The following is a 13942-nucleotide window of genomic DNA, read 5'->3' as shown; positions in this document are numbered from 1 at the left end:
CGTCAATCCGCGGCGGAGACGACCTCGCCGGAACAGTCCCCAGTGTTTGCAGATCCCCGGGAATCGGGCGGTGCGACGCGCCGACTTGACAGTGCATTGCCAGCGAGTATGCTCGCACCTCGTGACAAATGAGGGGAGATCCCCGAAGCGCTGGTTGATCGGCGACCCGCTTCCGAGCGAAAAGCTCGAAGGACAGCTGCTCCCGAAGCACCTCGCCCTACCCATCTTCGCCTCGGATGCACTCTCGAGCGTCGCCTACGCTCCCCAGGAACTCCTGATGATCCTGCTGCTCGGCGGACTGGCGTTCCTCACCTTCGCGCCGTGGGTCGCCGCAGCCGTCGTGGTGCTGCTCGTCACCGTGGTGCTCAGCTACCGCCAGCTGGTCAAGGCGTACCCGTCGGGCGGCGGCGACTACGAGGTCGCCCACAAGAACCTCGGCGAGAAGGCCGGCCTGATCGTCGCCTCCGCGCTTCTGGTGGACTATGTGCTCACCGTCGCGGTGTCGGTCGCGTCCGGCGTCGACAACGTGATCTCGGCGCTCCCGTTCCTCGCACCCTGGCGGGTCGAGCTCGCCATCCTCTGCGTCATCCTCATCGCGGCGGTCAACCTGCGCGGCGTCCGGGAGTCGTCGAAGGCGTTCGCCCTCCCCACCTACATCTTCATCGGCAGCATCGGCCTGATGATCGTCACCGCCCTGGTGCGGACGGCGTTCGGCAACGCTCCCGTCGCCGAGTCCGCCGGGTACCAGGTGCACGCCGACTCGCTCACGCAGGCGGCGGTCGTCCTCCTGCTGCTGCGCGCGTTCTCCAGCGGCTGCTCCGCCCTCACCGGCGTGGAGGCGGTCGCCAACGGCGTCCCCGCCTTCCGCACCCCCAAGATCCGCAACGCCCGCGTCACCCTCGGCCTCATGGGCGGCATCGCGATCACGCTGTTCGCCGGCCTGACCGCGACCGCGCTCATCAGCGGCGTGCACTACGCCGAGAATCCCTGCGACCTGCAGGGCTGGGCGCAGTGCGCCACCTCGCCGCAGCGGAGCCTCATCGCCCAGATCGCCGCGGCCACGTTCGGCAACAACACCTTCTTCTTCTTCCTCGTGCAGGCCGCGACGGCCGTCGTGCTGCTCCTCGCCGCCAACACCGCGTTCAACGGCTTCCCGCTGCTCGGCTCGGTGCTCGCCCGCGACTCCTACGCGCCGAAGGCCCTCAACACGCGAGGCGACCGCCTGGTGTACTCGAACGGCATGATCATCCTGGCCCTCGCGGCCACGGTGCTGCTGGTCGTCTACCAGGCCAACCTGACCCAGCTCATCCAGCTGTACATCATCGGCGTCTTCGTCTCGTTCACGCTCGGTCAGTCCGGGATGGTGAAGCACTGGATCACGCTGCTGCGCTCCGGCGGGCAGACCGGCCGGGAGCGCACCGGCATCGTCCGGTCGCTGTGCATCAACGCGTTCGGCGCCTGCCTGACGGCCATCGTGCTCATCGTCGTCACGATCACGAAGTTCACGCACGGCGCGTACCTCGTCTTCATCTTCATGCCGATCCTCTGGTTCCTCATGCTCGGCGTGAACCGGTACTACCGGGACGTGGAACGCGAGATCGAGGTCGACCCGGTCACCACCTTCGGCGCCGTCGGCGACCACGCGGTCGTGCTCGTCGGCAAGATGCAGAAGCCGGCCCTCAAGGCGCTCGACTACGCCATCGCGGCGCGGCACGACTCGATCGAGGCCGTCCACGTCTCCATCGAGGAGGAGGCGACGCAGAAGCTGCAGCGTCAGTGGGTGGAGCAGAACATCCACGTGCCGCTGACGATCATCGAGTCGCCGTACCGCGACTTCGGAATCCCGCTGGTGAAGTACCTCAAGCACCGCCGCGAGCAGCACGGCTCCGAGGTCGTGACCGTGTACCTGCCGCAGTACATCGTCGGCCACTGGTGGGAGTCGCTGCTGCACAACCACCGCGCCCGCCGCATCAGCAAGCAGCTCATGCTGTGCCACGGCGTCACCGTCGCGCTCGTGCCGTGGCTGCTCGACTCCTCGTCGCTGATCTACGGCCGCCGGTCCCGTCCGCTGCCCGGCCAGGACCGCCGCGGCGAGCCCGTGCGCCCCGTCGCGCGCCGACCGCTGGTGCCGGCCTCGCGGCCGCACGCGCGCATCCACATCCACGAGGTGCCGATCACGATGGATCAGCCGCAGCAGACCGCGGAGGACATCGCCGCGACGATCCCGGAGCCGGAGCGCGAGCCTCAGGAGGCAGCCGGCGCCGGGTCCGGCGCGCAGCAGAAGCGGGTACCGGCGCGCGCCAAGCGCTAGGCCGCGCCTCCGTCAGAGCCGGCGGCCGTCAGGGCCGAGCGCTCGCGGGGAAGGCGACCAGCGGGCCATGCCCGGGCAGGATCAGGTCGGCGTCGCACAGCACGAGGCGGCGGGCGCTCCGGGCGGCCTCGTCCGCATCCGACTGGAAGAACGCGGGCAGCTGCTGCAGCTCGCCGGTCTCGCGCAGCAGCGGGTGACCGCTGACGATCGCGTCCCCGGTGATCAGGGCGCGCGACTCCGGCTCCAGGAAGCACACACTCCCGCTGGTGTGGCCCGGGGCGGGCACGATCCGGAGGGTGTGGCCGGTGCTCAGCCGCACCTCCTCGCCGTCGAGGGCCACCGCATCCCGCACGCCGACCTCGGCCTTGCCGCCGGCGCGGAGCGCTGCGATCGCCCAGCGCACGGTGCCGCGGGCGAAGATCGACGGCAGCAGTTCGCGCACGGTCACCTGCTCGGTGACGTCGCGGCGCACGTTCGGCAGCTCCTCCAGGGCGGCGGACACGACGACGCCGCGTTCGGCGGCGAACCACGCGCTCGCGCCGAGGTGGTCGGAGTGGCCGTGGGTGATCAGGATGCGCCGCAGCTCGGCGGGGTCGGCTCCGGCGATCCGGATCGACTCCTCGACCAGCGGCCGGTCGGCGGGGTAGCCGCAGTCGACCAGCTCGACGGCGCCGTCTCCGTGGAAGACGGTCCAGTTCGAGAGCGGGCCCTCGACGAAGAGGACGCCGGGGGCGACGCGGGTGGTCGAGCGGATGCTGGTCACCAGGTCACTGTATCCGGGCGCTTGACCTTGACGTAACGTCAACTCCTAGCGTGGATGACGCATCGCACGACAGGAGGAGAACATGGACTGGTCCATCCAGGACATCGCGCGGATCGCCGGCACCACCAGCCGCACGCTGCGCCACTACGACGCCATCGGGCTGCTGAAGCCGAGCCGCGTCGGCGGCAACGGCTACCGGTACTACGACCGCGACTCCCTTGTGCGGCTGCAGCGCATCCTGCTGCTCCGCGAGCTCGGCCTCGGCCTCGACGCCGTCGGCCGCGTGCTCGACGACCGCACGGATGCGGTGCCCGCGCTGCGCGACCATCTCCAGTGGCTGCGCGCGGAGCGGCAACGGCTGGCGCGGCAGATCGCGTCGGTCGAGTCGACGATCCACGCCGTGGAGGAAGGAGAGGAACTCGTGGCTGAGCAGATGTTCGACGGGTTCGATCACACGCAGTACAAGGAGGAGGTCGAGCAGCGCTGGGGGAAGGACGCCTACGCGGCATCCGACCGCTGGTGGCGCAGCAAGACCCCGGAGGAGCGGGCCGAATGGCAGGCGCGTCAGGAGCGGCTCGCCGCGGACTGGCAGGCGGCCGCCGCCTCGGGCGTCGCACCCGACTCCGCCGAGGCGCAGGCGCTGGCGAAGCGCCACGCCGACTGGCTGGCCGACATCCCGGGCACCCCGGGCTACGGCACCGGCGCGCCGCTCGCGGCGTACCTGACCGGCCTCGGCGACATGTACGTCGCCGACGAGCGCTTCGCCGCCAACTACGGCGGCGCCTCCGGCGCCGCGTTCGTGCGCGACGCCCTCCGCACCTACGCCGCCGCCCACCTCGCCTAACCCGCTCCCAAGCCAACAGCTCCTGAGTTCTTCGAGTGTTTCGCGGCGATTCGCTCGAAGAACTCAGGAGCTGACGGTTGGGGTCAGGGGTGGCGGGGGCGGCGGGTGATGCGGTCGTCCAGCCAGTGGGCGGCGATCACGCGGGACGGGCGGGACGGGCGCGATGCACGGGATCCGGACGGGTCGCGCGGCGACGGGGGCTCGCGGTCCGGCTGGGGAGCCCGGACGAACGGGGAGTCCTGCCGGGCGAAGCGGTCGTGCGCCGCGCGGTCGGACTCGAGCAGGACGCCGTCGCGCACGTCGAAACGGACGGCATCCTGCTCGCCCTCGAGGCCGGCCGACTGCTCGGCCGTTCCCTCGAGCTCGCTCTCCAGTGCCGCCGCAGCCGTTGCAGCGTCCTGCGGCAGGCGGATCGCGAAGAAGGGGAGGGTGAGGCTGCACAACGGGCCGACGAGCAGCGCGAACGCCAGCGTCCCGATGCCGACGTTGCCGCCGAGGGCCCACCCGACGATGAGCACGGTCACCTCGATGGCGGTGCGCACCATCCAGATCGGCCGGCCGGTGCGGGCGTGCAGCCCCGTCATCAGGCCGTCGCGCGGGCCCGGGCCGAGGCGCGGCCCGATGTACAGGCCGGTCGCCACGGCGAGCAGGACCAGCCCCGCGACGAAGAACAGCACCTGCGCCCACAGCTCCGTCTGCTGCGGCAGCAGGTCGAGTCCCAGCTGGGCGCTCGGCCCGACCAGCAGCACGTTCAGGATGGTGCCCAGCCCCGGCTTCTGCCGCAGCGGGATCCAGAACGCCAGCACCACCAGGCCGATCAGATTGGTGACGAGCCCGAACGGGATGCCGGTCTTGAGCGAGACCCCCTGCGCCAGCACATCCCACGGCGACAGCCCGATGCCCGCACGGACCATGAGCGAGATGGCGATCCCGTAGAGGAACAGCCCGATCAGCAGCTGCACGATGCGGCGGGTGAGGAGGAGGCGGGTGGTCATGGCTGCAATCCAATCGCAGCGATTGGACTGGCGGCAAGATGCCAATTCGCCTAAAGTGGCCTGCATGTCGGATGCCCAGCTCACCGCGCGCTCGCTCGAACAGCTCCTCGGCTCCTGGCGCACGTCGGCGGCCGGCTACCAGGCCCTCGCCGACCGCATCCGGCTCCTCGTGCTCGACGGCCGCGTCCCGATCGGAACGCGGCTCCCTGCCGAACGCGACCTCGCCGCTCGGCTGGAGCTCAGCCGCACCACGGTCGCTGCCGCCTACCGCCAGCTGCGCGAGGGCGGCTTCATCGACAGCGTCCGCGGCTCCGGCAGTGTGACCAGGCTGCCCGGCCGCACCCTGCCGCTCCCGGCCGTCGGCGGCGAGGGGATGCTCGACTTCACCAAGGCGTCGCTGCCCGCGGCCTCGACCCTGCCCGCCGCCGCCCGCGCCGCCGCGGAGGAGCTGCCGCGCTTCCTCCCCGACCCCGGCTACGACCCGGTCGGCCTGCCGCACCTGCGGGAGGAGATCGCCGCCCGGTACACCCGGCGCGGTCTTCCGACGACCGCCGACCAGATCCTCGTCACCGTGGGTGCGCAACAGGCCATCGCGCTCATCGCCCGCACGTTCCTCGGCCGCGGCGACCGGGTCGCGATCGAGGTGCCCACCTACCCGCACGCGATCGAGGCCATGCGCCTCGCCGGGGCGCGGCTCGTCCCGATGACGGTCACGGCGCAGGAGGAGCGCCCGCACCCGCTCGGCGACGACGCGCCGGACGGCTGGGACGCGGACGCGATCGAGCAGACCTTCCGCCGCGCCAACCCGGCGCTGGCGTACATCCTCCCCGACTTCCACAACCCCACCGGCGCCACGATGTCGCCGGCCACCCGGCGCCGGGTGCTCGCGGCAGCCGCGGCGCACGGCACCATCCTCGTCGCCGACGAGACCTGCGCGGAACTCGACATCGACCGACCGGGCGAGTACCTGCCTCTGCCCTGCTACGCCGACGCGGATGCGGCCGGTGCGCCGATCGTCATGATCGGGTCCGCCAGCAAGACGCTCTGGGGCGGGCTGCGCATCGGCTGGATCCGCGCGGAACGGCCGCACATCCAGCGCCTGATCGGGGCGAAGCCCTCGACCGACCTCGGAACGCCGATCCTCGAGCAGCTGGTGGTCGCGAAGCTCATGCCGCAGCTGGAGACCATCGTCGAGGAGCGCCGGGAGCAGCTGCGCCTCGGCCGCGAGACGGTGCGGACGCTGGTCGCCGAGACCTTCCCCGAGTGGTCCGTCCCGCGTCAGCACGGCGGGCTCACCGCGTGGGTCGGACTCGGTGCGCCCGTCAGTTCGGCGCTCGCCCTCGCCGCCCGGAGCCAGGGCCTGCTCATCGCGGCGGGTCCGCGGTTCGGGCTCGACGGCGCCTTCGAGCGGTTCCTCCGCATCCCGATCACCTACACGCCGGAGGAGTACGAGCGCGCGTTCTCGGCCCTCGAACGCGCGTGGGCAGTGGCGGCGAACGAGCCGGCGCCGTACTTCGAAGCCGGCGCGCTCCCGAGCGTCGTCTGACGCCCCGGCACTCCCCGGGGAGTACCGGGAAGTCGTACCACGGCATGAAGAATCCGCCCATGATGCCCTGACATACTTTCGATGCGCCACCGTCGCCGCGCGCCCTGCAATCCGCCCTCGAGGGGAACTCCTGTGCACAACCTCGCCGTCCTGAGCATGAAGAACCGCGCCCTGATCGCGCTCATCACGATCGTCGCCGCGTTCTTCGGCGGCCTCGCGCTCACCAACCTCAAGCAGGAGCTCGCCCCGTCGATCTCCTTCCCGCAGCTGGTCGTGCTCTCCAGCTACCCCGGCGCGTCGCCGGAGGTCGTCAACCACGACGTGAGCACGCCGGTCGAAGCGGCGATCCAGGGCGTCCCGGACCTCGACAGCACGTCCGCGGTGAGCAGCACGAACCAGTCGATCATCACCGCGAAGTTCACCTACGGGACGGATCTGGCCACCGCGGAGCAGAAGATCGACCAAGCGGTCAACCGCATCAAGTCGACCCTTCCGTCCGGGGTCGAGCCGCAGGTGCTCTCCGGCAGCATCGACGACCTGCCCGTGATCCAGCTCGCCGTCACCGGCGGCACGGACCAGCGCACCCTCGGCGACGACATCACGAAGCTGGCGCTGCCGGACATCAAGGACGTCACCGGCGTCAACGACGCGCAGCTCGTCGGCGAGGTGGGCCGCCGCATCACGATCACCCCGGATCCGGCCAAGCTGGCGGCGGCGGGCCTCTCGTCGTCCGCGATCAAGGACGCGCTGCAGCAGAACGGCGTGCTCATCCCGGGCGGCGACATCACGGAGAACGGCTCGACCCTGTCCATCCAGTCGGGCAAGCAGCTCGGGTCGGTGGAGGACATCGCGTCGCTGCCACTGGTCGCATCGAGCGGCGCAGCCGGCGGTGCCGCGGCCGGCGCAACCGGCACGCGGGGCGGCACCGTCGTCGCCGCGCCCGCGACCCCCACCACGATCGGCGCCGTTGCGACCGTGGCCGAGACCGACGACCCGATCACCTCGCTCTCCCGCGTCGACGGCAAACCGGCGCTCACGATCGCCGTCACCAAGCTGCCCTCGGCGAACACCGTCGCCGTCTCGCACGCCGTGAACGCCCTCATCCCGGAGCTGGAGAAGAAGCTCGGCTCGGACGCCAAGATCACCGTCGTGTTCGACCAGGCTCCGTTCATCACCCAGTCCATCAACTCCCTCGCCGAGGAGGGGCTGCTCGGACTCGTGATGGCGGTCATCGTCATCCTGGTGTTCCTGCTCTCCGTGCGTTCCACCCTCGTGACGGCCATCTCCATCCCGACCAGCGTGCTCATCACGTTCATCGTGATGTGGGCGACCGGCTACACGCTCAACATCATCACCCTGGGCGCGCTGACCATCGCGATCGGACGCGTCGTCGACGACTCGATCGTCGTCATCGAGAACATCAAACGGCAGCTGGTGCCCGGAGCCGACCGGGCGGTCACCATCGTGCGCGCCGTGCGCGAGGTGGCGGGCGCGATCACCGCCTCCACCATCACGACGGTCGCCGTGTTCCTCCCGCTGGCCTTCGTCGGCGACGTGACCGGCGAGCTGTTCCGGCCGTTCGCGCTGACGGTGACCATCGCCCTGCTGTCGTCGCTGCTCGTCGCGCTGACGATCGTGCCGGTGCTGGCGTACTGGTTCCTTCGCGCGCCGAAGGCGCACAAGCACGAGGACGTCGAGCAGGTCGACGCGTCGGCGCTCTCGGTCGACGAGGCGGCGGCATCGGGCATCGACGAACTGGAGCACCCGTCGCGACTGCAGAAGGGGTACCTGCCCATCATCCGGTGGACGCTCCGGCACTCCTGGGTGACCATCCTCGCCGCGGTCTTCGTGCTCGTGCTCACGTTCGCCGCGCTGCCGTTCGTGAAGACCAACTTCCTCGGCTCCAGCGGCCAGAACTCCCTCACCGTGACGCAGACACTGGACCCCGGCGCGAGCCTGCAGTCGAAGGACGACGCGGCCAAGGTCGTCGAGAAGAAGCTGCTCGCCACGGACGGCGTGAAGACCGTGCAGGTCTCCATCGGCTCCAGCGGCTCGTCGCTGCGAGACGCGTTCACCGGCGGCGGCGGAGGCACCACGTTCTCCATCACGACGGACCCGAACGCCGACCAGGAGAAGCTGCAGAACACCATCCAGGACGAGCTGGCCGGCATCAAGGACCAGGGCGAGATCACGCTCTCGGCGTCGTCCGGATTCGGCGGCTCGACCGACATCCAGGTGGATGTGAGCGCCAGCAACGACGCGGACCTCCAGAAGGCGACCGACGCGGTCGTCGCCCAGCTGCGGAAGAAGTCGTCCCTCAAGCAGGTCACCGACAACCTCAGCGCCTCGCTGCCGTACGTCGCGGTGGAGGTCGACCGCGAGAAGGCGGCGGCGGCGGGGCTGAGCGAGGTCGCGGTCGGCACGCTCGTCTCGCAGGCGATGCAGCCGACGCAGGCCGGGTCCGTGGCGATCGACAACACGACGCTGAAGATCTACCTCCAGTCGGAGAACCCGCCGACGACCGTCGCGGGGCTGTCGCAGCTCGGCATCCCGACCGTCGGTGGAGTGGTGCCGCTGGACACCCTCGCGTCGGTGCAGGAGGTCAAGGGCCCGGCGACGGTGACGACCGAGCGTGGGCTGCGCACAGCGAGCGTGACCGCGACCCCGGCGACCGACAACCTGTCGACGGCGAACGCGGACGTCGCGGCCGGCCTCAAGGCTGCCGAGCTGCCCAGCGGGGCGACCGCCAAGGTCGGCGGCGTCACGGCGAGCCAGTCGGACGCGTTCAGCCAGCTGCTGCTCGCGCTGCTCGCGGCCATCCTGATCGTCTACATCGTGATGGTGGCGACGTTCCGGTCGCTGCTGCAGCCGATCCTGCTGCTGGTGTCGGTGCCGTTCGCGGCGACCGGCGCGATCCTGCTGCAGATCGCCTCCGGCATCCCGCTCGGCGTCGCCTCGATGATCGGTCTGCTGATGCTCGTCGGCATCGTGGTCACGAACGCCATCGTGCTCATCGACCTGGTCAACCAGTACCGGCGGCGTGGGCTGACGGTGTCGGAGGCCGTGGCGCACGGAGCCTCCCGCCGTCTGCGGCCGATCCTGATGACGGCGCTGGCGACGATCGCCGCGCTGACACCGATGGCGATCGGGCTGACCGGCCATGGTGGTTTCATCTCGCAGCCGCTCGCGATCGTCGTGATCGGCGGTCTGATCTCCTCGACAGTGCTGACGCTGGTCGTGCTGCCGACGCTGTACAACCTCGTGATCGGACGCCGGGAGCGGAAGGCCGCGAAGAAGGCGGCGCGGGCCGGCGGCGAGGGCGACGGATCCGGCGGTCGGCCGGGGCCGGGTGGCGGCGGCGACGGGCCGCAGGACGGCACGCCGGCTCCGGGGAAGGCCGCCGAGCCGGAGCCCGTCGGCACCGCGGGCACCGTGGGTCGCACGCCCGAGCCGCCGCTCTTCCCGCGGCCGGCGGGCGGCTCGCAGCTCTGACGTCCGGGATCCCAGACGGCGGACCGGCCGATACCGGTCCGCCGTCGGAGGCTGCCCGGCTAGGGTCGCGGGTATGAGCGACCAGGGCCTGTCCGTCGATCCGCTGTGGCCTCGAGCGGGTGACTGGCCGCCCCTCGGACCCGACGGCTCCGACCTCACGATCCTCGGCATCCCGACGCACGAGACGTCGCTGTCGCCGACCGGCGCGCAGGCCACACCGGCCGCGGTGCGTGCGGCGCTGCGGCGCTACTCCCTTTTCCTGCCGGGGCTGGACGTGGAGGCGCTGCGCTTCGCCGACGCCGGCGACGTCGGCTCGCCCGACGGTCCGGAGGGGCGGGATCGGGCGCGGGCGGCCGTCGCTGCGGCGGTGGCGGGCTCGCGCCTGACCGTTGCGGTCGGCGGCGACAACAGCCTCACCGTGCCCGCCGCGCTCGGGGCCGCGGGCGACGCGCTGCCGCAGGCCGGGCTGATCACCCTCGACGCGCACCACGACCTGCGGGACGGCAGGTCGAACGGCTCCCCGGTGCGGGAGCTGCTTGAGGCGGGGCTCGACGGTCGCCGGGTGGTGCAGATCGGGATCGCCGACTTCGCCAACTCGGCCGCCTACGCGCGGCGGGCGGCCGACCACGGGATCACGGTCGTGACGCGCGACGAGCTCCACGCCCGCCCGATCGACGACGTGATGGCGGAGGCGCTGGAGATCGCCGGGGCCGGTGGCGGCCCGGTGCACGTCGACCTCGACGTCGACGTGTGCGACCGTTCTGTTGCGCCCGGCTGCCCGGCGTCGGTGCCCGGCGGCCTGGCCGCCTGGGAGCTGCGCCGCTTCGCGCGCCTCGCCGCCGCCTCCCCGCGGGTGCGCTCGATCGACATCGCCGAGGTGGACGCCACGGCCGACACCCCCGACCAGCGCACGGTCCGCCTGGCCGCCCTCCTCATCCTCGAATCCGCCGGCGGCCTCGCCCAGCGCTGACCCGACCCCCCCACCGTCGAGTCCACGAAGACTGCACGCGACACGCCGTCGCGGCGTGCAGTCTTCGCGGACTCGACGGAGGGGATCAGGCGGCAGAGCGGAGGGTGCGCGCGACGAGCGGGACGCCGGGGCGGTAGGCGAGGTGGATGTGGCTGGGCGCGTCGAGCACGACCAGGTCGGCCCGCGCGCCCGGACGCAGGTGGCCGACGTCGTCGCGCCGGAGCGCCGCCGCGCCCCCAAGCGTCGCGGCGCGCAGCGCCTCCATCGGCGTCAGCCCCATCTCGCGCACGGCGAGGGCGACGCAGAACGGCATCGACGACGTGAACGACGATCCCGGGTTGCAGTCGCTGGCGAGCGCGATCGTCGCGCCCGCGTCCAGCAGCCGCCGACCGGACGGGTACGGGTGCCGGGTGGAGAACTCGACGCCCGGGAGGAGGCCGGCCACCGTGTTCGAGGCCGCCAGCCGTTCGACGTCGTCGTCGGTGAGGTAGGTGCAGTGGTCGACGCTCGCCGCATCCAACTCGACCGCCAGGGCCACTCCCTCGCCCGGGCCCAGCTGCGAGGCGTGGACGCGGACACCCAGTCCCCGAGCGGCTCCCGCGGTCAGGATGCGACGCGACTGCTCGACGCTGAACGCTCCCCTCTCGCAGAACACGTCGATCCAGCGCGCGTGCGGTGCGCACGCATCCAGCATCGGCCCCACGACCAGGTCGACGTACGCCTCGGGCTCGTCCGCGAACTCCGGCGGCACCACATGCGCGCCGAGGAATGTGGTCTCGGCGGTCACCTCGCCCGCCAGCCGCAGCAGCCGCTCCTCGTCCTCGACGGTGAGCCCGTAGCCGCTCTTCACCTCGAACGTCGTCGTCCCCTGCGCGTGCAGCTCGGCCACGAACCGGCCGAGCCGTCGGCGCAGTTCCTCGTCGGTCGCGGCCCTGGTCGCCGCCACCGTCGACCGTATGCCGCCTGCCGTATACGGCCGGCCCTCCATGCGGGCCTCGAACTCCGCAGCACGGTCGCCGGCGAAGACGAGGTGCGTGTGCGCGTCCACGAACCCGGGGATCACCGCGGCGCCGTCGACGTCGAGCACCTCGTCCGCGTCCTGGTGCGGCGCGGCGGCAGTCGGTCCCGTCCACGCCACGCGACCGTCGACGGCGAGCAGCGCTGCGTCGTGCAGCACGCCGTCCGGGCCAGCATGCGCCGGATCGAAGGTGACCAGCTCGCCGATCCCGGTGACGAGGAGAGCGCTCACGGCCGGTCGGCTCCCCGCTCGCGCATCGGGATGCGCAGCCCGCGCTCCTCTGCGACCTCCACCGCTCGGTCGTAGCCGGCGTCGACGTGACGCATCACGCCCGTGCCGGGGTCGTTGACCAGCACGCGCTCGATCTTCTCCGCGGCGAGCGGCGTCCCGTCGGCGACCACGACCTGGCCCGCGTGGATGCTGCGCCCGATCCCGACTCCGCCGCCGTGGTGCAGCGACACCCAGGTGGCGCCGGATGCCGTGTTGAGCAGGGCGTTGAGCAGCGGCCAGTCGGCGATCGCGTCCGAGCCGTCCGCCATGGCCTCGGTCTCGCGGTACGGCGACGCGACCGAGCCGGAGTCGAGGTGGTCCCGGCCGATGACGACGGGTGCCGACAGCTCGCCGGAGGCCACCATCTCGTTGAAGCGCAGCCCCGCCAGGTGTCGCTCCTTGTAGCCCAGCCAGCAGATCCGCGCGGGCAGGCCCTCGAAGTGCACCTTCTCGCCCGCCTGGGTGATCCAGCGGCGCAGGTGCTCGTCCTCCGGGAACAGCTCCAGCACGGCGCGGTCGGTCGCGGCGATGTCGGCCGGGTCGCCGGAGAGGGCCGCCCAGCGGAACGGTCCCTTCCCCTCGGCGAAGAGCGGCCGGATGTAGGCGGGCACGAAGCCGGGGAAGTCGAACGCCCGACCGTAGCCGCCCAGCTGCGCCTCGGTGCGGATCGAGTTGCCGTAGTCGAAGACCTCGGCACCGGCGTCCTGGAAGCCGACCATCGCCTCCACCTGGGCGGCCATCGAGCGGCGCGCGTCCTCGGTGAACTGGTCCGGGTCTGCGGCAGCGCGCTCCCGCCACTCCTCGACGGTGTAGCCGATCGGCAGGTAGGAGAGCGGGTCGTGCGCGCTGGTCTGGTCGGTGACGATGTCGATGGGGACGCTGCGGCGCAGCAGCTCGGGGAAGACCTCCGCCGCATTGCCGACGACGCCGACCGAGAGCGCCTGGCGCGCATCCTTGGCCGCCAAGGCGCGGGCGACGGCGTCGTCGAGGTCGTCGGCCAGCACGTCCAGGTAGCCGTGGTCGACGCGGCGCTGCAGGCGGGAGCGGTCCACATCCACGATCAGAACGGCGCCGCCGTTGAGGGTCACGGCGAGCGGCTGCGCTCCGCCCATCCCGCCGCAGCCGCCGGTCAGGGTGAGCGTGCCGGCGAGCGAGCCGCCGAACCTCTTCCGGGCCACGGCGCCGAACGTCTCGTACGTGCCCTGCAGGATGCCCTGCGAGCCGATGTAGATCCAGGAGCCGGCGGTCATCTGGCCGTACATGGTGAGCCCGAGCGCCTCGAGCCGGCGGAACTCGGGCCACGTCGCCCAGTCGCCCACGAGGTTCGAGTTGGCGATGAGCACGCGGGGCGCCCACTGGTGCGTGCGGAACACGCCGACCGGCTTGCCCGACTGCACGAGGAGGGTCTCGTCCGACTCGAGGTCGCGGAGGGTCGCGACGATCGCGTCGAAGGCCTCCCAGCTGCGGGCCGCGCGTCCCGTCCCCCCGTACACGACGAGGTCGTCGGGCCGCTCGGCCACCTCGGGGTCGAGGTTGTTCATCAGCATCCGCAGCGGGGCCTCGGTCTGCCAGCTCTTCGCGCTGAGCTCCGTGCCGCGCGGTGCCCTCACGGGTCGTGCTCCATCCATCGTTCGCGTTTCCTTTCGTTCGTCGCCATCAGCTCCTGAGTTCTTCGACCGACACGCCGGCGTCTTGGTCGAAAAAGTCCGGAGCTGATGGCTGGGGTCGGGGGT

General features: G+C 71.7%; 9 protein-coding genes. 5 read left to right on the top strand and 4 right to left on the bottom strand.

The window, feature by feature from the left end:
• Nucleotides 1–154 precede the first annotated feature (154 nt).
• Entirely contained in the window at nucleotides 155–2311 is a 2157-nt protein-coding gene (locus tag HNO83_RS06585; protein ID WP_175337006.1) for an APC family permease, read from the top strand.
• Between the two features lie 28 nt (nucleotides 2312–2339).
• Here the strand turns inward: HNO83_RS06585 and HNO83_RS06580 are convergent, their stop codons facing one another.
• Nucleotides 2340–3074 carry an MBL fold metallo-hydrolase gene (locus HNO83_RS06580; protein WP_175336733.1) on the bottom strand — a complete coding sequence of 245 codons (735 nt, stop codon included), beginning with the start codon at nucleotides 3072–3074 and terminating at the stop codon, nucleotides 2340–2342.
• 82 nt (nucleotides 3075–3156) lie between these two features.
• Between HNO83_RS06580 and HNO83_RS06575 the strand changes: the two genes are divergently transcribed.
• Nucleotides 3157–3918 (top strand): MerR family transcriptional regulator, encoded by a 762-nt coding sequence (locus HNO83_RS06575; RefSeq protein ID WP_175336732.1) that lies wholly within the window; start codon nucleotides 3157–3159, stop codon nucleotides 3916–3918.
• An 83-nt stretch (nucleotides 3919–4001) separates the two neighbouring features.
• Here HNO83_RS06575 and yczE read toward each other — a convergent pair whose 3' ends face one another.
• Nucleotides 4002–4913, bottom strand: a complete 912-nt coding sequence (gene yczE / locus HNO83_RS06570) for a membrane protein YczE (RefSeq protein ID WP_175336731.1) — start codon at nucleotides 4911–4913, stop codon at nucleotides 4002–4004.
• Between the two features lie 64 nt (nucleotides 4914–4977).
• On the opposite strand from yczE, the gene yczR reads away from it, so the two are divergent.
• From yczR to HNO83_RS06555, 3 genes are all read left to right on the top strand, one after another.
• A complete protein-coding gene (gene yczR, locus HNO83_RS06565) occupies nucleotides 4978–6459 on the top strand; it encodes a MocR-like transcription factor YczR (RefSeq protein ID WP_175336730.1) in 1482 nt (493 codons plus the stop codon).
• A gap of 132 nt (nucleotides 6460–6591) precedes the next feature.
• Nucleotides 6592–9951 (top strand): efflux RND transporter permease subunit, encoded by a 3360-nt coding sequence (locus tag HNO83_RS06560; protein ID WP_175336729.1) that lies wholly within the window; start codon nucleotides 6592–6594, stop codon nucleotides 9949–9951.
• A gap of 73 nt (nucleotides 9952–10024) precedes the next feature.
• Complete coding sequence (locus HNO83_RS06555) at nucleotides 10025–10921, top strand: arginase family protein (protein WP_175336728.1); 897 nt, start codon at nucleotides 10025–10027, stop codon at nucleotides 10919–10921.
• Nucleotides 10922–11006: 85 nt separating this feature from the next.
• Here the strand turns inward: HNO83_RS06555 and hutI are convergent, their stop codons facing one another.
• On the bottom strand, nucleotides 11007–12170 hold the full coding sequence (hutI, locus tag HNO83_RS06550) for an imidazolonepropionase (protein WP_175336727.1): 1164 nt from the start codon (nucleotides 12168–12170) through the stop codon (nucleotides 11007–11009).
• Entirely contained in the window at nucleotides 12167–13837 is a 1671-nt protein-coding gene (gene hutU, locus HNO83_RS06545; RefSeq protein WP_175336726.1) for a urocanate hydratase, read from the bottom strand. Before hutU ends, hutI begins: the two co-directional genes overlap by 4 nt.
• Nucleotides 13838–13942: the final 105 nt, after the last annotated feature.

This window comes from Leifsonia sp. C5G2 (assembly GCF_013359685.1).
Classification (GTDB): Bacteria; Actinomycetota; Actinomycetes; order Actinomycetales; family Microbacteriaceae; genus Leifsonia.
This window is presented reverse-complemented; position numbering and strand designations above follow the sequence as displayed.